Origin of the sequence: Microbulbifer halophilus, assembly GCF_026183675.1 — a bacterium.
GTDB lineage: Bacteria > Pseudomonadota > Gammaproteobacteria > Pseudomonadales > Cellvibrionaceae > Microbulbifer > Microbulbifer halophilus.
Window position 1 is genome coordinate 42,265 of record NZ_JAPIVK010000015.1, and the last position, 19,840, is coordinate 62,104.

Consider the following 19,840-nt stretch of genomic DNA (forward strand, 5'->3'; position numbering starts at 1 on the left):
GGCGGTGTCGGTCTGCGCGTCGATGCTGCCGCTGGCCAGGGTGGCGGTGGAGTCGCCCGGGTCGGCCGTTGCCGCTTCAGGTCCCGTCCGGAGCCTCCGGCGCCGGGCAGCTGTCGTCGGCGGTGTCTTCCGGATAGGGATCCCAGCCCTCTCCGCCGTTCCAGCCGGCGAAGATCTGTGCGCGGGAGCAGAAGCGTTCCATATATTCCGCTTCGGTGAGCTGGTAGCAGTTGCCGCTGTTGCCGCAGCGGCTGGACATATCCAGGGCGCCGCCGCTCAGGTCCATGCTGTTGTACTCACGCCAACCGGCGTCGGCACTGGCGGTGGCGGGGTTGGGAGCGGGCTGGTCGTTGATACCCTCGTAGGCCCAGCCGATATCGGCAAGGTGGCTGTCCATCCTGGTGTTGATGAAGGTGACGTTGTCGTAGTAGCTGGCGCTGCCGCCGCTGCGCGCCAGGTGCGTGCTGCCCGGTTCGATAGTGACACCGGTGGTGCTGGCACCCTGGGTGAGGGTGGCGTTGAGGAACACGAAACCGGGGTTGCTTTCGCTGGGGGTGCGGGCCTGCAGCACATAGCCGCCGCTGCTGGTGCCGGTGTCGCTCTTGGAATCGCCCAGGGAGCGGATTTCGGAGTTCTCGAACACGGTGGCGTTGCTGTAGCCCCAGATAAAGTCCACATTGCCGGCGACAAGCGAGTCGTAGAACCAGTTGTAGCCTTTCAGCAGCAGTGTGTCCTGCTCGGAGCGGAAGATGGAATTCTTCACCACCAGCCGGCCACTGCTGTTGAAATAGAGGGTTTCCGCCTGGTCGCCGCCACCGGTACGCAAGTGGGTGTTCTCGATGGTGATGCCGTCCAGGGTGAGCAGGTCGGCATCTTTCACCAGGAAGAGGGCGCGCCCCTCGGTACCGCCGTTGAGTCCCTCGTAGTTCCGGTAGTGGATGACGGGATCGCCGTTGCCGAGGATGGTCAGCTCGTCGATACCGCTGAGGTAGAGGGGTTCGCGGTAGAAACCGCCATTGACGGTGATGGTGGCGCCGTGGGCGCTGTTTTCCATCACATGGTTGAGGGCGCCCTGCACCGTGTTGAAATCCCCGCCGCCGCTCGAGTCCACGGTCATGTCGGTGGCCGCGGGGGCGGCGGCGCGGGTGGTGAAGGTCCAGCCGGCGTTTTTGCCGAGGCCGGTGAAGTCTTTACCGTTCAGCTTCGCACCGGTGACGAAGCCACTGCCGATGGCCACGTAGTATTCCACGCCCTGCTCCAGTACGCCGCTGTGCGGGGAGATGAAGAGGGTATTGCCGGCGATCTCGAACGGATTGACGTTGAGGATGCGGTGGTCGCTCTCGGTGCCGATGGTATCGGTTTCGCCGCCGGGGCGGATGGTGTCCACTTCCTCGTCGTTGTCGGTGCGGAAGAGTCGCACCGAACCGAGTTCGCCCAGGGTCGGTTCGCTGTCGAATTCGATCGCGAGGCGGGTGTCCTCCCGGGTGCCGGTGGCGCCGACGGCGGGCGTCACCGTAGTCAGGTCGCCGTAGGTGGCGGTAGGCATTTCAAACGCCTTGGCCACGCTCACGTCGATACGGCGCTGCAGGCTGGGATCGGAGCCGCTGGTGAAGGTGACGGTGGCCTCGCCCCGGGTCAGCGGGGTGAGGCTGACGGTGTTGCCGTCCACCGCTACCGGGACCACGGCGTCGTCGCTGGAGACGGCGCTGAAGCTGTCGGCGGTGACGCCATCGCTCTGGATGGCGGTGACCTCGATTTCCAGGGCCGGGTCTCCGGCGGTGGTGCTCCAGTCGGATTCGGCGTAGTCGAGGGTGAGCTGTACCGGCTTGGTGGCGGGGTCGCCCACTTTCACATAGTCCACTTCGAAGGAGCGGTTGTAGGTGAAGAAGCCGATAGTGCCGGCGCTCTGGTAGAGGGCGCTGTCGTCGGTGAAGCTGCCGATTTCTTCGCCGTCCAGGTAGACAGTGAGGTCGGGGCCCAGCAGGTCGTAGCGCACCGTGTACCAGGTACCGTCGGTACCGCCCTCGCTGCCCAGGTAGAGAGGCTTGTTCCCCTGTACCTGGCGGTCGATGCCGCCGCTGGTGGCGAGGCCGGTTTCCACCCGGGTGGATTCCGGGCTGCTCTGCATGTTGAGACCGCCGAAGTACCAGGCGAGCGGGCCCTGGTAGCGGCCGATACCGTAGAGGTATTTATTGCCGGTGTTGCTGTTGTCCCGCGGGCGTATGCGGTACTCCACGAAGTAGTCCGGGGTGGAGACGTTGAAGGCGCTCTCCTTTACCAGGATCAGCTCCCCCTGGTTGAGGTTTTCGCCGCGGGTGCCGGCGGTAAAACGCAGGGACTTGCCCGCTTCACCCTCGTCGAGGATATCGAAGTGGCCGGGGTCGGGGAGACCGTAGTCCTCGATGATGGCGTTCCAGGTGCTGGCAAATTCGCCGTCTTCGAAGTCGTCGCAGAAATAGAGGCTGCCGTCTTCGGGGCAGGTAAAGACGCTGCTCGGTTCCGGCTCGGGCCCGGGTTCCGGTTCTGGTTCTGGGTCTGGGTCTGGGTCTGGGTCTGGGTCTGGGTCTGGGTCTGGGTCTGGGTCTGGGTCTGACTGTTCGACCGGATCCGGGAGGGGCGTGGGGNACTGTTCGACCGGATCCGGGAGGGGCGTGGGGGTGTCGTCGCTGTCGCTGCAGGCGCCGAGGATGCCGCTGATCAGCAGCAGCGCGCACAGGGGGGATCGTCTCATGGTTATGCTCCTCTCATCCTTTATTTTTCTCGAGAGCAATACCTCAGGTCGGTTTATGATTATTGGTCCGGCCAAATTGCCGGGAAAGAATACATTTTGATATTTGGACAGTCCAGTTTGGTATGCCAAATTTGGACTAAGGTCTAAGTGGGCAGGTCTGAAAGAAAAAGGCGCCCCGGGGGCGCCTGCCTGAGTGGATGTGTTGATTTGGGAGGCGGGCCCCTGGCCCACCCTGCGGAGCTGGAGCCTTCAGCGCTCCTGAAAATAGCTCCGCGTTCCCGGGAAACGGGCCTTTGGCCCGCTTTGCCGAGCTGGGCTCGGCGTTTCCGGGATTACTGACAGGCCGCCTGGCCCAGTCCCAGTACATAGTTGATGTCGTGGGCCAGTGGCGAGTTGAACGGCATTTCCCCGTTCTTGCCCGCGGTGGCGCTGACGTAATCCGCCAGGTCCTGGCCGGCGGGCAGCCAGTTGTCGAGGATGGTGTCGCGGGAGGCCTGGCTGTAATCCATGCTCAGGTCGCCCACCGAGCCCGCGGAGGCGGTGATTTCGCGGGCGAAATTCGGGTCCAGGTTGCACTGGGCATCGGAGAACCACAGCCAGGAGCCTTCCGAGCGGAAGCTGGTGTCGCTGCGGAAGTCGCGGGCCAGCGTCTCCTGCCGCTCGTCCAGGGCCGCGTCCGGGTCGTCCTTCTCCTGGAATTCGCGGTTGATCATCATGGCGTTGTCCTCCCAGAGCACACTGGCTCCCACGCGCACGCTGAGGATGTCCTTGCGATAGTTCATGAAGAAGTTGTTGAACATATGCGAGGTGCCGCGGCGGATCAGCGGGATGCGTCGCAGGGTATTGCCCAGGTCGAAGTAGTGGTCATCGGTGGTGACGAAGGCGTTGTGGTGCATGGTGGTGCGAATCTGCGCGTTGATCTCGCGGCTGTCGCTGGAACCGTGCAGGGAAGCGCGCTTCACATTCTTCACCCGGTTGAAGGAAATGGTGATGTGGTGTGCGCCCACCTTCACGTCGAAGGCCGAATCACCGGTGGTATCGAAGACGTTCTTGTGAATCCAGATATCCCGCGAGGCGCCGGTGGCGCGGATCATGTCCGGGTCCAGGCCGTGGTCTTCGGTGTGGCCCGCACCGCGGAAATCCAGGTGGGTGAGGATCACATTGTCCGAAGTCCGCGTCGGCTGGCCGGAGCTGTCCGCGCCAATCTTGAAGCCGCTGAAGCGGAAGTAGGCATCGCTCATGCGGCCATCGATGGTGGTGTTGGCACCGATCGCCGGGTTGCGGATGGGCAGGTCGTTGTCGTTCAGGCGGTTGTTGAAGAACTCCTGCAGGCAGGATTCGCCGGAACCGTAGCCGTTGCTGGAGCACCACTGACGGTAGTCCACGCACTGGGCTTCGGTGCCGCCGATGGCGGACTGCACTTCGGAATCGCCGCAGTGGGTGCGGTACATGGCCACTTCGTTTTCCCCTCCACCAACAGAGGCGAAATCGAACTTGTCGAACACGATCCAGTTGTGTGCATCGCTGTCGATGGCATCGAGGATCTGCTGTTCAACAGATTGGGTCTGGTTCTTCTTGATCACCACCAGGTTGCTGTTGCCGTTGGGGTCGTAGCCGCCGTCGGCGTCTTCACCGTAACCTACCGGGCTGCCGAGGGTGTCGTGCAGGCACTCGATGATTTCCTGATCGGTATCCAGCTCGGCGGAATCGCGCCAGTTGACGTTCGGGTCCGTGGCGAGGGTGTAGCAGGCGTTGCTGATACCACCGCTGCCCCCGCCGGAGGAGGAGCCGGAGCTGCTGCCACCGGAGCTGGATGAGCTGCTGGAGCTGGACGAGCTACTGGATGAAGAGCTGCCGGAACCGCCGCTGCTACCGGTCGAGGAACTGCTGGACGAAGAGCTGCTGGATGAGCTGGAAGAACCGCCGTCGCTGCCGCCGTTGCAGTCGCCGGCCACGGGGTCGATACCGGTGATTTCCAGCCGGTCGATATTCGCCAGGCCGGAGCCGCCGGAGGCCTCCAGGCGCAGGGTGTTGTGACCGGCCGCCAGCGCAACGGTGATGGCGTTGCTGTCGACGTAGTTGGTCCAGTCGCCGGTGCCCGCCATATTGACGGAGGTGTCGTTATTGCCGTTGACGATCACTTGGGCCCCGCGATCACTGGAACCGTTGGCGAAGCGCCACTGCAGTGTATAGATACCGGCTTCCGGCACCACCACGGACCACTCTACCGCCATGCCGTCTTCGTTGATGGTATTGGCGTAACCGCTGCCGCTGAAGCCGGCGTGTTCACTTTCCACATCGCCGTCCACGGAACAGAAGCCCGCCGCGTTTTCCTCGAGCGTCAGCGTGTACTGGCTGTCGCCGCCGCTGCTGGAGGAACTGGAGCTGGAACTGCTGCTCGACGAGGAACTGGAGCTGCTGCTGGAAGAAGAACTACTCGACGAGGAACCGCTGCCGCTCGCATCGTACACCTCGAATTCGGCAATCTGCGGCGCGCTGCTGGCGCTGTCGATCATCAGGTCGATCTTCTCCATGTTCACATCGCCGAGCCAGACCTGCATGGCCGGGCCGATGCCGGTACCAGATGCCAGTTCGTCGCCGTTGTCGTGGTTGACCAGGCGCCAGTTCTGGACTGCACTGCCGATCTCGCGAATGATCACGGTGTTGAAGTTGCCCCCGAACCGCTTCGCCGAAATCCGCTCGCCGCTGGCCGAATCTGGTTGCCAGTAGCTGTCGGTATCGCCGTCGACCGCGTTGCCGTAGCTGGTGCCGTTGCCCTTGCTGCTACCGTCCGCATCGCCGGACAGCGCCAGGTTCGGACCCAGTTCGCCGGGGGCGCCGCCGCTCGAGGAGGAACTGCTCGAAGAGCTGCTGGAGGAACTGGAACTACTGGAGGAGCTGCTGCTGGAAGAACTGCTGGAGGAGCCGCCCTGGCTCTGGCAGTTGCCGTCGGATACCAGCAGGCCGGTGTCGGCGCCGGCGGTGGCCAGCACTATCTGCGGTACGCAGCCGGCGTCGTCCAGTGCGTAACCGTAGGGAATGCTGATGGACGTGGTGGACACCGGGTTGGGGCCGGCCGGATGGTTGTCGTCGTCATCCGCTGTCCAGGTGATATTGGACCAGATATTGCCGCTGATATCCCAGGAGCCCATATCGTTGGTGTAGAAGGTGCCCAGGGGGTCCTTGGAGTTTTCGAAGTAGTTGTTCTCCGCCTTTATCTGCCCGCCCACGCGAGGGTTCATGCCGGATTTGTAAATACCGGTATAGTGGTTGTTGTACGCATGCCCGGTGCCGCCGCGCAACAGCGGCGTGCGGGAGCCGATGTTTTCATACAGGTTGTGGTGAAAAGTTATGGGGCCGTTGCCGGTATCCCCGCTGCTGGAACCCACCAGGCCGCCGCGCCCGGAATTGCGCAGGATGCTGTAGGAAAGGGTTACATACTTGGTGTCGTTCTTGATATCGAAGAGCGCGTCGTAGCCGTCGTCCTCGCCGCCGGAGGCTTCCAGGGTCAGGTGATCGGCCCAGACGTTGTAGACACCGCTCTCCATGCCGATGGCATCGCCACCGTTGGAAGTGGGCGAGCCGGACTTTTTCACATTGCGCACATGCAGGTTCTGCAGAATGATGTTGGACGAGCTGCGCAGGTGAATACCCAGTTCGTCGAACAGCGCACCGTTGCCTACGCCGATGATCGAGACATTGCTGACTTCCTTGATCTCGATCCGGTCGTCATCGGTATTGCAACTGTCACCGGAAACCTTACTGGTGTTGCCGTGATTGATGGTGCCCTCAACCTGGATGACGATGGGGGTGTCGCTGGAGGGGCGGTCGCACAGCGCCGCGTGAATTTCGGTGCCGCTGGTGGCGTAGACCACATCGCCGCCCGCACCACCGGTAGTGCCACCATTCAATGTGGCGTAACCGTCCGCCTGTGCCGACGCCCAGGCGGGCACCAGCAGACTGCCCAGCAATGCGCCTAGCATTACCGGTATTTTCACTCTCGTTTTCATAGGACTTTCCATCGTTATTGATTATTAGTGGAAAGATGATCAGTGCTGCGGCTGGCCCGGATACTGCGAGGGCGCAGCCGGCCAATCATCATCGCTGAACAGCTGTCCCGCAGCCCGACAGCTTCTGGGGCGGGGCTTTTGGTCTGCCGTTAATTAAATTGGCAATACCAAAAGTCAGAAAGAGGTTAGTCAGGATGCGGTTTCTTGTAAAGCCTATAAGCGGGTCACACCTTGCAATGGAACAGGAGTTGCGGGCCGGATGTGGACTGAGTCGCGCAAATACGTGCTTTCAGGCGCCCCGGTGGGCCGGTGGGTCAGTGGAAGTGAGGGGCTGCAATGGCGCGTCGGGCAACCTCTGTCTAGGCTGGATAGTGTGGCGCGTATTTCTGCCCGCCCGAGAAATGCTTCCGCTTTAATTCGAGAGGATCACCATGAGCAAGACTGCCAAGTCAGAAGTGCGCAGCAGTGAGCGCGCGCGCATCAATACGCCCACCGACCTGGGCGAACGCGCGCGCGAGGATATTTCCGGAGCGGTAAATGCCCTGCTGGCGGATACCTTCTCCCTGTACATGAAAACCAAGAATTTTCACTGGCATGTCAGTGGCCCGCATTTTCGCGACTACCATCTGCTGTTCGACGAGCAGGCTGCGCAGATTTTTAACATGACCGACGAACTCGCCGAGCGGGTGCGCCGGCTCGGCGGTTCGACGTTGCGATCCATCGGGCATATCTCCCGATTGCAGCGCTCTTCCGACAACGACGCCGAATATGTGGATCCGCAGGATATGCTGGCGGAACTGCGGGAGGACAACCGGGAGCTACTGGCGCGTATGCGTGAAACCCATGACCTGTGCGATGAACATCGAGATGTGGGCACCGCCTCGATACTCGAAGAATTTATCGACCAGGCGGAAAAACGCGCCTGGTTCCTGTTCGAGGCCAGCCGCAGCAGCGGCACCATGCACTGACTTCACTGTACAAACCGCTGGAATCCCATCGTCAACAGCCGGCGGGCCAGCGATAGGAGAGCACCATGGCTCAACTGGACGATCGCCTGCTCTGGATCGGCGGACAGTATGTCGCCGCCGAAGGAGAGGCTTTTTTCGATACCGTCAATCCCGCCACCGGAGAGGTGATCTGCCGGGTGGCGAAAGCCAGTGCCAACGATGTGGACAAAGCGGTGTCGGCGGCAAAAATCGGCCAGGCGGAATGGGCGGCCATGAGCGGTGCCGAGCGGGGCCGCGTACTGACGCGCACCGCCCGGCTTCTGCGCCAGTACTGCGATGAGGTCGCGCGGCTGGAATCCCTCGACGGCGGCAAACCGATCGCGGAGACACCGGAGGCGGACGTGGGCTCTGCCGCGGACTGCTTGGAATTTTTCGGTGGCCAGGCGGCCTCCCTTCAGGGGGAGTACCAGCCGGTGCCCGGCGGCTTCTTTTATACCCGGCCGGAGCCGCTGGGTATCTGTGCCGGTATCGGAGCCTGGAATTACCCGATACAGATCGCCGCCTGGAAATCCGCTCCGGCGCTGGCGGCAGGGAATGCGATGATTTTCAAGCCGGCGGAGCTGACGCCGCTGACTGCACTGCGGCTGGCGGAGTTGTTCCAGGAGGCGGGGCTGCCGGACGGTGTCTTCAATGTGGTACAGGGCTTCGCTGAAACCGGCCAGGCGATGACTGGACACCCACAGATCGCCAAGATTTCGCTCACGGGTGAGGTGGGCACCGGCAAGGCCGTGATGCGCGCGGCCGCCGACACATTGAAATCCGTGACCCTGGAGCTGGGCGGCAAGTCGCCGCTGATCGTGTTCGACGACGCCGACCTGGACAACGCCGTGAGTGCGGCCATGCTCGGCAATTTCTATACCCAGGGCCAGATCTGCACCAACAGCACCCGGGTATTCCTGCACGAATCGATCAAGGAACAATTTATCGACAAGCTGGTTGCGCGGGTGGAAAAAATGAAACTCGGCGATCCGCTGGACCCGGATACCGACGTGGGCCCATTGGTGAGTGCCGATCACCTGCAGCATGTGCTCGGTTACCTGGAAAAGGGCAAACAGGAGGGCGGCCGGGTACTGGTGGGGGGAGACCGGGCGGAAGTTCCGGGGTTTGAAAAGGGCAATTTTGTCCAGCCGACGGTGTTCGATGGCCTCAAGGATGATATGGCCATCGTGCGCGAGGAGATTTTCGGGCCGGTGCTGTCACTGCTCAGTTTCAGCGGCGAAAAGGAAGTGCTGCAGCGGGCCAACAATACCGAGTTCGGCCTCGCCGGCGGTGTTTTCACCCGCGATGTGCAACGCGCACACCGTGTCGCCGATCGGATCGATGCGGGGATTGTGTGGATCAACCACTACAACATCACACCGGTGGAAATGCCGTTCGGCGGTTTCAAGCAGTCCGGTATCGGCAAGGAGAACAGCCGTCGGGCGTTCGAGCACTACGCGCGGTTGAAAACGGTTTATGTGGCGCAGGGGGATGTGGAGGCGCCTTATTGAATACGGAATACGGAATGCGAAGGCCCCCCTCTCCCGGAGGGAGAGGGAACTGGTATGAGCTTCAATGGAGCCCGGTGGCTATCTTCGGACTTGTAATGCCTCCGGCTGAGCTCCCCTATCCCACCGGGAGAGGGGGCGGGGGAGGGGGGAAGGACGGGCCCCGTGCTTAACGTCCGCCACAGTGCATAAAAACCTTCACCCCAGCGGCTTGTCCGGCTCCCCTTCCCGCTGCGAATTCTCCCAGTCCTTCGCCGCATAACTCTCTGCAGTCGATGGCTGCAGCATTCCGCGGCCGAGTACATGGTCCGCGCCCTTTTCGCCGATCATGATGGTGGGTGCATTCAGGTTGCCGTTGGTGAGGGTGGGCATTATCGAGGAGTCGATTACCCGCAGGTTTTCCACGCCACGGACCCGGCATTCCGGGTCCACCACCGCCATGTCGTCGTTGCCCATGCGGCAACTGCCAGCGGGGTGGTAGGCAGTTTCGCAGGTTTCCGCGAGCCAGTTGTCGATCTCGTCGTCGCTCTGCACTTCCGGCCCCGGTGAAATCTCCTTCCCGCGATAGGGATCCATCGCCCGCTGGGCGAAAATCTCGCGTGTGAAATGCAGGCCGGCGCGGAACGCCTGCTTGTCTTCCTCTTGGGACAGGTAGTTGAAGACCATCTCCGGGGCATCCTCCGGATCGGCGGACTTCAGTTTCACCCAGCCGCGGCTCAGCGGCTTGTTCGCGCCCAGGTGCGCCTGGAAGCCGTGGCCCTTAACTGCGCTGGAGCCGTCGTAGGCGATGGCGCCGGCAAGGAAGTGGTACTGGATATCCGGGTATTTCAACCCCGCGTGACTGCGGATATAGCCGTTGGATTCAAACTGGTTCGAGATCCCCAGGCCGCGTTTGAACAGCAGCCAGTTGATGCCGATCCAGGCCTTGGATAGTGGTCCCAGTGTGCCGTTGAGGGTGATTTTCTGTGTGCATTCCTGCTGCACCCAGCACTCCAGGTGGTCCTGCAGATTCTGGCCCACACCGGGCAGGTTGTGCACCACCGGGATGCCGTGCTCTTTCAGGTGTTCCTCCGGGCCGATACCCGACAGCATCAGAAGCTTTGGGGAATTGAAGGAACTGGCCGACAGGATGACTTCCTTGTTGGCCTTTGCGCGAAAAGTCTTGCCGTGCTGTCGGTATTCCACGCCCACGGCCTTTTTGCCCTCCATGATCACGCGGGTGGTCAGCGCGTGCATTTTCAGGTCCAGGTTGTCGCGCAGGCGCGCGGGTTTCAGGTAGGCCAGTGCAGTGGAGCAACGCACGCCGTCGCGCACTGTCATGTCCATGCGCCCGAATCCCTCCTGGCGGTAGCCGTTGTAGTCTTCGGTATAGCCGTAGCCTGCCTGCTCGCCGGCCTCGATAAAGGCGCGGTAGAGCGGGTTTTCCATATTGTTGCCGTTGCAGGTGGTGGTGGGGCCGTCCGCGCCGCGGTATTCATCGCCGCCGTAGACGCAGTTCTCGGAACGCCGGAAATAGGGCAGTACATCGGCGTAGCTCCAGCCGCTCGCACCCTGTTCCTCCCACTCCTCGAAATCCCCGGCACAGCCGCGCACGTAGGCCATGCCGTTGATCGACGAGGAGCCGCCGATCACCTTGCCTCTCGCCTGGTGAATGCGCCGGCCGTGCAGTCCCGGTTCCGGTTCCGTGTGAAAGCCCCAGTCGAACTTGGGCATATTCAGCGGAATGGAAAAGGCCGTCGGCATCTTGATATAGATGGAGTTGTCGCGGCCGCCGAACTCCAGTAACAGCACATTGTATTTTGTGCCATCGGTGAGGCGGTTGGCCAGCACGGCACCGGCGGAGCCGGCGCCAACGATGATGTAGTCGTAAGTCTGGTCGTATTCTTCCGTGCTCATCAGCTTGCTCCCGGCTGTCCCTCTTCACCCGGCGTATGCGAGCTCATCTCCCGGCGCATATGCAGGTACTGGAGGTGTGCTTCAAAGTGGTCGACGATATCGCCGATCACCTGTTCGCGGCTGTAGCCCATCAGGTCGTAGGTCAGGCCACCCTCGCGCAGGTGTGGTTCCAGTCGGTAATAACTGGAGCGGGATTTCTCCGCGAGCAGGGTAAATGCCGGCATGCTGCACTGGCGTGGCCAGACCTGGTAGGTGAAATCCACTTCGCCACCCAGGTCCACATCCAGCGACAGGTGCAGTTGGTCGCCGGTATCGCCGCTGATTTCCACCGGGTAGCCCTCTTCCCTGAGTTTCTCTTTGACCGCCTCGAAGGCGGGCCGCACAGTGCGTTCGATAAACTGATCCACCTGTTTGCCGGTGGGGAAATGGATCGCGCGCGACAGGCGCTGGGTCCAGTTGCTGGCGCCTTCGCGGGACATGCGGCCGGACAGGTGACCGGAGAGGGCGTCCTGCATGCTGTCGGTTTTCATGCCTTCCAGGCGCAGCGCCCGCAGCAGGCTCATCATCATCAGGATCAGCACGAAGGTGAATGGCAAACCCATGATCACTACCGCCCCCTGCAGTGCCGACAGGCCGCCGGTCATCAGCAGTGCGATGGTGATGATGCCGATGATTGCCGCCCACACGATACGCATCCACGGTGGCGCATCGTGGTTCGGGTCCTCAATACGGCTGGTAAGGTTGGAGAGTACCAGTGAACCGGAGTCACCGGAGGTGACGAAAAAGACGATGGAGAGAATTGTCACCACGATGGTAGTGAGCCAGGTCCAGGGCATTTGCTCCAGGAAAGTGTAGATTGCCGAGCCCGGATTCTGCACCGCCTGCTGTCCGAATTCGACTGCGCCCCCCATCACCATATCGATGGCGGAGTTTCCCATGGTCGCCATCCATGCGGCCATGAAAGTAAACGGCAGGATCAGTGTGCCGGTGACAAAGGCGCGGATGGTGCGCCCGCGGGAAATACGCGCCAGGAACAATCCCACGAACGGACCCCAGGCGATCCACCAGGCCCAGAAAAACAGCGTCCAGGCATTGAGCCAATCCGTGGGCGGATCAAAGGCATAGGTATTGAAGGATAGAGAGATAAAGTTCTGCAGGTAGTCGCCGAGATTGGTGACGAAAGCATCCAGCAGGAAACGCGTCTGGCCGGTGACCAGCACGAACAACATCAACAGCACCGCCAGCAACATATTGAATTCCGACAGCCGCCGGATGCCGCGCTCCACCCCGGTGGCAGCGGAGATGGCGGAGAAGATCACGATAAACACCGCCAGCGCTGCCTGGGTCAGTGTGCCCTCGGGGACGCCGAACATATACTTGAGGCCGAAATTGAGCTGGATGATGCCGATGCCCAGGCTGGTGGCCACGCCGAACACGGTGCCCAGCACCGCGGCGATGTCCACGGTATCCCCGAGCGGGCCGTTGATACGCTTGCCGAACAGTGAGTACAGTGACGAGCGGATGGTCAGCGGCAGGCCGTGGCGGTAACTGAAAAATGCCAACGCCATCCCCACCAGCGTATAGACCCCCCAACCGGACAAGCCCCAGTGCAGGAAAGTCAGTTCCATCGCGTGACGCGCTGCCTCCACGGTACCGCCTTCACCCACCGGCGGTTCCATGAATTGCGTCAGCGGCTCGACGATACAGTAGAAAATCAGGTCGATACCGATGCCGGCACTGAACAGCATCGCCGCCCAGGTGACCACGTTGAATTCCGGTTCGGCGTGGTCCGGCCCCAGTTTGATGTTGCCGTATCTCGAGATGGCCACGACGATGACGAAGACCAGGTAGGCGACTACCGCAAGGAAGTAGAACCAGCCAAAACCGGAAGAAATCCAGGCCAGCACGCCGTTGATCAGTTTGCCCGCCGCCTCGGTAAAAAACATCGCCCACAGTGAAAACAGCGCGATGCCGATAATGGAACCGTAGAAGACCAGAGGCTTGATATGTGCCTCTGCCTCTGTCGCTTTGGAAGCGTCTTGTGAGGGTTTTGCTTCGTGCATCCTGCACTCCAGAAATCCGTTTTGGGGTGAAATTGGCGAAAAATAATTCTGATATCAAACAGAATAGACAAAAAGTATTTTGCGCCCCGGGATATGGGCCCACTGTGACCGGGGGACCACTGTGGTGGCTGAAAGCGGGATGATTGGCTGTCGCTATGAAGTTCAGGAGTTTATTTGATTTCTGAAAATGAGAACTGTTCGCAATAATAGTGGCAAGTTTCAGCAGGGCGGGACAGTACCATGCTCAAGACAATCAGCTTCGCCATCGTCCACATGACGGTCGCCTTCGGCGTCGGTTTTGTCATGACCGGGGATCTCCTAGTGGGCAGTACCCTGGCGCTGGTGGAGCCACTGTGCAACACCGTGGCCTACTACTTCCACGAAAAGGTCTGGAAGCGGCTGGACAGCCGGCGGGTTCACGACAGTGCCGTGCCGGCATAACAGGCAGGGGGCGCCGTGCGCACCGGGGCGGGATCGGCACAGGCTCCGGAGTGTTCGGTGCACACTGCGCAATTCCGGTCAGCGCCTGTTCTCAATCGACTGTTCTTCGAGGCCTTAGAGAGCCGCAAAAGGTGACATCTTCGTGCAGCAGGGAGGGAATTGCATTCCTGTCGTGTGCGCTCCAGGGGAGCGGGTGGAATTTTCGGACCTGATCTTCGCGGGTCAACTGGAATCGCCTGCTGGCACACTTCGGACAAACGGGGAAAGAATGGTGGGCCTTGCTGGACTTGAACCAGCGACCAATCGATTATGAGTCGATTGCTCTAACCAACTGAGCTAAAGGCCCAAAGACAGGCGACAGCGGGAAGCCGCAGTCGGTAGCGCAAAGTACCCGATTTCTCCTTGGGAATCAACGGCTTCCCGGGTGCCTATGGCTCTCTCTCACAAACGCTCTACCGAGTGGGAGAGGGGGATGATGCGTCAACAGTTGAGATCGAGGTCCAGGTTGGCGCCGGCGCCCGGTGCGGTGGGAGGGGCGCCCCATCTCCGGGTCGGAAGGTCGCGATCAGGTCTGAGAAACAGGTCGTTGAGGAAGGGGTTGTGTTTGCACCGTCAGATCCAGCGCGGCAGCAGGATGCAGCCCCAGGTAATAAGCCACAGCAGCAGGGAGATGGAGACGGCGGCGGAGCCGGTGTCCTTGGCGATTTTCGACAGCGGGTGTTTTTCCGGGCTGATACGGTCGATTGCGGCTTCCACGGCGCTGTTGAGCAGCTCGACAATCATCACCAGCAGGGTGGCGCCGATCAGGATTGCCCGCTCGATGCCACTCTCGCCCAGCCACAGCGCCAGCGGTATCAGGAAAATGGCGAGGGTCACTTCCTGGCGGAAGGCGGCCTCGTTGCGCCAGGTGGCCAGGAGGCCGTGCCAAGAGTAGCTGGTGGCGTCGATCAGGCGGGAGAGGCCGGTCTTGCCCGGTTTGTTGACAAATTCTTCCTGCATGGTGTGTTTCTTGTGGCGGATTTTGCTTGCCCGGTCCCGCAGTGGGTGGGCTGTCATTTCACTGTCACATAAAAAAGCCCGGCGTTGCCGGGCTTTCAGTATAGCGCTTAGCTGCCCTCGTCGAGGAAGCTGCGGAGGTGCTCCGAGCGCGATGGGTGGCGCAGCTTGCGCAGCGCCTTGGCCTCTATCTGGCGGATGCGCTCGCGGGTGACATCGAACTGCTTGCCCACCTCTTCCAGGGTGTGATCGGTGTTCATGTCGATACCGAAACGCATGCGCAGCACTTTGGCCTCGCGCGCGGTCAGGCCGCCTAGCACGGAGCGGGTGGCGTCGTGCAGGCCGGTCTGGGTGGCGGTATCCACCGGCGAGTCCTGGTTGCCGTCCTCGATGAAGTCGCCCAGGTGGGAGTCCTCGTCGTCGCCGATGGGGGTCTCCATGGAGATGGGTTCCTTGGCGATCTTGAGTACCTTGCGCACCTTGTCTTCCGGCATTTCCATGCGCTCGCCCAGCTCTTCCGGGGTCGGCTCGCGGCCCATTTCCTGCAGCATCTGGCGGCTGATGCGGTTGAGCTTGTTGATGGTCTCGATCATGTGCACCGGGATGCGGATGGTGCGCGCCTGGTCCGCGATGGAGCGGGTGATCGCCTGGCGGATCCACCAGGTGGCGTAAGTCGAGAACTTGTAGCCGCGGCGGTATTCGAACTTGTCCACCGCCTTCATCAGGCCGATGTTGCCCTCCTGGATCAGGTCCAGGAACTGCAGGCCGCGGTTGGTGTACTTCTTCGCAATGGAAATCACCAGGCGCAGGTTGGCCTCGACCATCTCCTTCTTGGCACGGCGGGAGCGGGCCTCGCCGATGGACATGCGGCGGTTGATCTCCTTGATCTGGCCGATCTCCAGGCCGGCGCGCTCCTGGCACTGGGCCAGCCTGCGCTGGCGGCGGATGATGTCGTCGGCCACCTGGCGCAGGTTGTCGGAGTAGTCGCGCTTCTTCTTGACGACGCCGGGGATCCATTCCTCGTTGGTTTCGTTGCCCGGGAACTCCTTGATGAAGGTCTTGCGGGGCATCCGCGCGCGACGGATGCACAGGGTCATCACGGCGCGTTCCTGGACGCGCACCTCATCGAGAATGCGGCGCACCTGGAGGTACAGCGGTTCGAACTGGCGCGGGGCCAGCTTGAAGTAGCGAAATACCTCGGCCACGGTTTCCAGTGCCTCGCCGGCCTGTTTGGAGTCGCGGCCGTGCTTCTTGATGGCGGCGTCGGCTTTCTTCTGCGCGGCAATCAGCTTGTTCATGCGCGCGGCCAGCTCTTCCGGGTCGATGCCGCCGGTGTTTTCCTCCTCTTCTTCAGAGGAGTCGTCATCGTCGTCGGATTTGCTGGTGCTATCGCTGCTGCTGGCGCTGGCAGGGGCGGCCTGGCCGGTCTGCGCGCCCGGGGGCACTTCGTCGGCCGGGTCGAGCCAGCCGGCGATCACATCGGGAATGCGGCGCTCTTCCTTCTGGATCAGCTCGTACTCGCTGAGGACGTGCTGCACGGCGCCGGGCCAGTAGGCGAGCGCGGCCATCAGCTCGCGCAGGCCCTCTTCGATGCGTTTGGCAATGGCGATCTCGCCTTCGCGCGTGAGCAGCTCTACGGTGCCCATCTCACGCATATACATGCGTACCGGATCGGTGGTGCGGCCCACGTCGGATTCCACCGCGGCCAGGGCAGCGGCGGCTTCGGCGGCGGCGATCTCATCGGCGGAGCTGTCGCCCTCGGCCATCAACAGTTCTTCGGCATCCGGTGCTGCTTCGAACACCTTGATGCCCATGTCGTTGATCATGCCGATGATGTCTTCTACCTGATCGGGATCGGAAATGTCCTCGGGCAGGTGGTCGTTTACTTCTGCGTAGGTCAGATAGCCCTGCTCTTTACCGCGGGCAATCAGTTCCTTGATACGGGAAGTCTGGTGCTGGGTCTTGTCGGTCATGCACAACCCTGAAATCTGGGGTTAAAAATAGGGGACAAAGACGCGGGATTATAGCGTATTTGCGATAGCAATAACCACCCTGGCTGTCAAGCGACGGCGTCGGTGCAGTGTGAATTGTGCTCGGTTCCCGATCCCCGTCCGGGGGGTGTTTGGATATGGTGCCGGGAGTCCTGTTTTCAAGGCCCGGCACCGGTGACTGTTCAGTTTTTGCGCTGCCAGTTGGCCAGCAGCGCCCGCTGCTCCTCGGTCAACTGGCCGCTGCTGCCCTTCAGCTGTTCCAGCAGGCCGCGATTGCGCTGCTTCTGCGCCGTGCGGTCCAGCTGCTGCAGGCAGTCGGCGAATTCGGCTGCCGGGTCGTATTCCAGTTTGGCATCTCCCTGGGCCAGTTGCTGTACCCCGCTGACCAGGGGGGCGTTGACCAGTTCCTCGAGAATCTCGTGGGTGCCGTCGCGGAAATTGCCGCGCCAGTGGCCGATCAGCTGGAACTTCGACAGGCCGGGGCGGGACTGGATCACTTCCACCAACCGGCCGAGTAGCTGCAGGTCCGGATCGCTGCTGGTGCGGTAGGGTTCCGGATCCTCGATCCGGGCCGCCAGTTCCGGGTGGTGCAGCACCAGAGCAATCAGCATGCGCTCCGCCGGCAGGCGGTACTGGCTGCGGCGCGGCTGTTCCGCCGGCGGGGCCTGGCCGCGATCTGGCGCGTATTCCGCCGTACCGGGGTCGAGGTCCGGCAGCAGGGCGTCGTCGGGCGGCGGCATTTCGCCGGGGGTCGGCGTCGTTTCCGCTTGCGGCGGGCGCGGCGCCGGTTGTGCGGCGCGGGCCCTGGCCTGCTCGGCGCTGATGACCTCCTGCAGGGTCTCCCGGTCGAGCCCGGTACGCGCCGCCAGTTGCTGGAACATCAACTGGCGGTAGACGCCGTCCGGCAGCCGGTCGAGCAGCGGCGCGGCGGCCTTGGACAGGCGCGCGCGGCCGTCCATGGTCTGCAAATTGATGCCCTCGCCCAGCAGGTCGAAGAGGAAGTCCTCCAGCGGTCGGGCCTGCTCTTCCAGCAACTGCTCGAAGCGTTCGCCCCCCAGTTGGCGCACCAGGGTATCCGGGTCCTCGCCCTCCGGCAGCAGCAGGAAGCGCAGGCTGCGGCCGTCCTGCATCTGCGGCAGGGCGGCTTCCAGCGCGCGGCGGGCGGCGTTGCGGCCGGCCCGGTCGCCGTCGAAACAGAACACCAGTTCGGCGGTGTGGCGGAAGGCGAGCTGTATATGGTCCTCGCCGCAGGCGGTGCCGAGAGTGGCCACGGCGCAGCGGATGTCGTACTGGGCCAGTGCCACCACGTCCATATAGCCTTCCACCACGATCAGCCGCTTGAGGTCGCGGTTGGCCTGGCGCGCTTCCCACAGGCCGTAGAGTTCGCGGCCCTTGTGGAAGATCGGGGTTTCCGGCGAGTTGAGGTATTTGGGCTTGTCGTCCCCCAGCACCCGGCCGCCGAAGGCGATGGTGCGGCCGCGCCGGTCGCGGATGGGGAACATTATCCGGTTGCGGAAGCGGTCGTAGTGGTGGCGTCGATCCGGCCGGGTGCGGCCATCGCTGTCGCCGCGGCGGATGGCGAGGCCGGCCTGTTCCAGCCGGTCGGCCTTCTGCGCGCTGTCGCCGAGTGCGTTCAGCAGGTTGTCCCAGCCCGGTGGCGCCAGGCCGATGCCGAAATCCCGCGCGATCTCGCCGGACAGGCCGCGGTTGCGCAGGTAGGCGATGGCCGCATTGGCGGCGGGATGGCTGCGCAGCTGCCGCTGGTAGTAGTCGGCGGCCTTTTCGGTCAACTGGTAGAGGGACTGGCTCTCCTGGCGGCGCTTCTCCACGCCCGGTGCCAGTTGCTCCCGCGGCACTTCCAGCCCCTGGGAGGCGGCCAACTTTTCCACCGCTTCGGGGAAGTCGAGGCGGTCGTATTCCATCAGGAAGCCGATGGCGGTGCCGTTGGCGCCGCAGCCGAAGCAGTAGTAGAACTGCTTGTCCGGGCTTACCGTGAAGGATGGCGTTTTTTCATCGTGAAACGGGCAGCAGGCGGAATAGTTTTTCCCCGTCTTGCGCAGTTTGACCCGGCTGTCGATCAGCTCGACGACGTCTGCCCGCGCGAGCAGGTCGTCGATAAAGTGCTGGGGGATCTTGCCGGCCATGGAGTCTCGCTATCGGGGAAATCGGGGTGTTCAGCCCAGTTGCGCCTTGACCAGCTTGCTGACGGCGCCCATATCGGCGCGGCCCTGGACCTGCGGTTTCACCTGGGCCATCACTTTGCCCATATCCGCCATGCCGCTGGCGCCGGTATCCTTCACCGCAGCGCTGACGATCTCACCGATCTCCGCCTCGGACAACTGCTCCGGCAGGAATTCCTGGATAACGTCGATCTCGGCCTGTTCCACCGCGGCCAGTTCGGCGCGACCGGCCTTCTCGTACTGGGCGATGGAGTCGCGGCGCTGCTTGGTCATCTTGTCCATCAGGGCGAGGATGCGGGCGTCATCCAGCTCGATGCGCTCGTCCACTTCCACCTTCTTGATCTCCGAGTTGATCAGCCGCAGGGTCGCCAGGCGTTCCTTGTCGCGGGCTTTCATGGCGTCTTTGGTGGCCTGGGCCAGGGTGTCCTTGAGAGTACTCATAGTGGTCGATCCGGGTTGTTATTGGTTTGGGCGGCTATAGGGTAGCGCGTCTGCCGGTACTGGAGAATGGCGGCCCAGAACGCAAAAACGGCGCGCGAGTCGGGCTCGCACGCCGTTTCGGTAATCGCCACGGGCCCGGCCCGCGTAACGACGCTACTGTCTTTCAGCGCTTTCCCCGTTGCGGAAAACGCGACAGCAGTGCCTGCAATTGATCAGTACAGCCGCTTGAACTTGCGATTCTCGCGCTGCAGCTTCTTGGCGTGACGCTTCACGGCCGCGGCAGCTTTGCGCTTGCGAACGGCGGTGGGCTTTTCGTAGTGCTCGCGGCGACGTACTTCAGACAGCACACCGGCTTTCTCACAGGAGCGCTTGAAGCGGCGCAGGGCGATATCGAACGGTTCGTTGTCTTTGATTCGTACTGAGGGCATTCGTTTACCTGTAAAATTCGTTTCTTCGGCCATTCCGGCGATTGCTCAAAAGCTGCTATCCGGCGGCCGGTTCACAGCGAGGGCGCAAATTCTAAACACTCCCCCGGGGGATCGCAACCCTGTTTTCCAGTATGATAGGCGCCCTTTCAAACAGCCGCGAGAAAGAGAC

At 62.2% G+C, this 19,840-nt stretch carries 12 protein-coding genes and 1 tRNA gene; 3 read left to right on the forward strand and 10 right to left on the reverse strand.

Annotation, left to right across the window (positions count from 1 at the left end; translation table 11 throughout):
- Positions 1–76: 76 nt before the first annotated feature.
- Positions 77–2,731: a pectinesterase family protein gene (locus OQE62_RS09685; protein ID WP_265721827.1), complete on the reverse strand. Its 2,655-nt coding sequence runs from the start codon at positions 2,729–2,731 to the stop codon at positions 77–79.
- Positions 2,732–3,063: 332 nt separating this feature from the next.
- Positions 3,064–6,741: a pectate lyase family protein gene (locus OQE62_RS09690; RefSeq protein WP_265721828.1), complete on the reverse strand. Its 3,678-nt coding sequence runs from the start codon at positions 6,739–6,741 to the stop codon at positions 3,064–3,066.
- A 431-nt stretch (positions 6,742–7,172) separates the two neighbouring features.
- Between OQE62_RS09690 and OQE62_RS09695 the strand changes: the two genes are divergently transcribed.
- Both OQE62_RS09695 and betB read left to right on the forward strand, forming a co-directional pair.
- Positions 7,173–7,709, forward strand: a complete 537-nt coding sequence (locus OQE62_RS09695; RefSeq protein WP_265721829.1) for a Dps family protein — start codon at positions 7,173–7,175, stop codon at positions 7,707–7,709.
- A gap of 65 nt (positions 7,710–7,774) precedes the next feature.
- Positions 7,775–9,238 carry a betaine-aldehyde dehydrogenase gene (betB, locus tag OQE62_RS09700; protein ID WP_265721830.1) on the forward strand — a complete coding sequence of 488 codons (1,464 nt, stop codon included), beginning with the start codon at positions 7,775–7,777 and terminating at the stop codon, positions 9,236–9,238.
- 195 nt (positions 9,239–9,433) lie between these two features.
- Here betB and betA read toward each other — a convergent pair whose 3' ends face one another.
- Positions 9,434–11,131 carry a choline dehydrogenase gene (gene betA, locus OQE62_RS09705; RefSeq protein WP_265721831.1) on the reverse strand — a complete coding sequence of 566 codons (1,698 nt, stop codon included), beginning with the start codon at positions 11,129–11,131 and terminating at the stop codon, positions 9,434–9,436.
- Positions 11,131–13,194, reverse strand: coding sequence for a choline BCCT transporter BetT (gene betT / locus OQE62_RS09710; protein WP_265721832.1), 2,064 nt, complete (start codon positions 13,192–13,194; stop codon positions 11,131–11,133). The genes betA and betT overlap by 1 nt, the downstream gene beginning before the upstream one ends.
- 240 nt (positions 13,195–13,434) lie before the next feature.
- On the opposite strand from betT, the gene OQE62_RS09715 reads away from it, so the two are divergent.
- Entirely contained in the window at positions 13,435–13,635 is a 201-nt protein-coding gene (locus tag OQE62_RS09715) for a DUF2061 domain-containing protein (RefSeq protein ID WP_265721833.1), read from the forward strand.
- A gap of 269 nt (positions 13,636–13,904) precedes the next feature.
- Here OQE62_RS09715 and OQE62_RS09720 read toward each other — a convergent pair.
- The 6 genes from OQE62_RS09720 to rpsU all read right to left on the reverse strand — a co-directional run bounded on the left by OQE62_RS09720 (position 13,905) and on the right by rpsU (position 19,671).
- Positions 13,905–13,981, reverse strand: a tRNA-Ile gene (locus OQE62_RS09720).
- A gap of 266 nt (positions 13,982–14,247) precedes the next feature.
- Positions 14,248–14,634, reverse strand: a complete 387-nt coding sequence (locus tag OQE62_RS09725) for a diacylglycerol kinase (protein WP_265721834.1) — start codon at positions 14,632–14,634, stop codon at positions 14,248–14,250.
- A gap of 107 nt (positions 14,635–14,741) precedes the next feature.
- Positions 14,742–16,604: an RNA polymerase sigma factor RpoD gene (gene rpoD / locus OQE62_RS09730; RefSeq protein WP_265721835.1), complete on the reverse strand. Its 1,863-nt coding sequence runs from the start codon at positions 16,602–16,604 to the stop codon at positions 14,742–14,744.
- A 200-nt stretch (positions 16,605–16,804) separates the two neighbouring features.
- Entirely contained in the window at positions 16,805–18,766 is a 1,962-nt protein-coding gene (gene dnaG / locus OQE62_RS09735) for a DNA primase (protein WP_265721836.1), read from the reverse strand.
- 30 nt (positions 18,767–18,796) lie between these two features.
- Positions 18,797–19,243 carry a GatB/YqeY domain-containing protein gene (locus OQE62_RS09740; RefSeq protein WP_265721837.1) on the reverse strand — a complete coding sequence of 149 codons (447 nt, stop codon included), beginning with the start codon at positions 19,241–19,243 and terminating at the stop codon, positions 18,797–18,799.
- Positions 19,244–19,455: 212 nt separating this feature from the next.
- Entirely contained in the window at positions 19,456–19,671 is a 216-nt protein-coding gene (rpsU, locus tag OQE62_RS09745) for a 30S ribosomal protein S21 (RefSeq protein ID WP_265721838.1), read from the reverse strand.
- Between the last annotated feature and the right edge of the window lie 169 nt (positions 19,672–19,840).

What these genes read in the sequence shown, in the direction of transcription:
- OQE62_RS09725 (WP_265721834.1), bottom strand. Translation starts at nt 14,634, where the DNA reads ATGCAGGAAGAATTTGTCAACAAACCGGGCAAGACCGGCCTCTCCCGC.
- dnaG (WP_265721836.1), bottom strand. Translation starts at nt 18,766, where the DNA reads ATGGCCGGCAAGATCCCCCAGCACTTTATCGACGACCTGCTCGCGCGG.
- OQE62_RS09740 (WP_265721837.1), bottom strand. Translation starts at nt 19,243, where the DNA reads ATGAGTACTCTCAAGGACACCCTGGCCCAGGCCACCAAAGACGCCATG.
- betA (WP_265721831.1), bottom strand. Translation starts at nt 11,131, where the DNA reads ATGAGCACGGAAGAATACGACCAGACTTACGACTACATCATCGTTGGC.
- OQE62_RS09690 (WP_265721828.1), bottom strand. Translation starts at nt 6,741, where the DNA reads ATGAAAACGAGAGTGAAAATACCGGTAATGCTAGGCGCATTGCTGGGC.
- betB (WP_265721830.1), top strand. Translation starts at nt 7,775, where the DNA reads ATGGCTCAACTGGACGATCGCCTGCTCTGGATCGGCGGACAGTATGTC.
- OQE62_RS09695 (WP_265721829.1), top strand. Translation starts at nt 7,173, where the DNA reads ATGAGCAAGACTGCCAAGTCAGAAGTGCGCAGCAGTGAGCGCGCGCGC.
- rpsU (WP_265721838.1), bottom strand. Translation starts at nt 19,671, where the DNA reads ATGCCCTCAGTACGAATCAAAGACAACGAACCGTTCGATATCGCCCTG.
- rpoD (WP_265721835.1), bottom strand. Translation starts at nt 16,604, where the DNA reads ATGACCGACAAGACCCAGCACCAGACTTCCCGTATCAAGGAACTGATT.
- betT (WP_265721832.1), bottom strand. Translation starts at nt 13,194, where the DNA reads ATGCACGAAGCAAAACCCTCACAAGACGCTTCCAAAGCGACAGAGGCA.
- OQE62_RS09715 (WP_265721833.1), top strand. Translation starts at nt 13,435, where the DNA reads ATGCTCAAGACAATCAGCTTCGCCATCGTCCACATGACGGTCGCCTTC.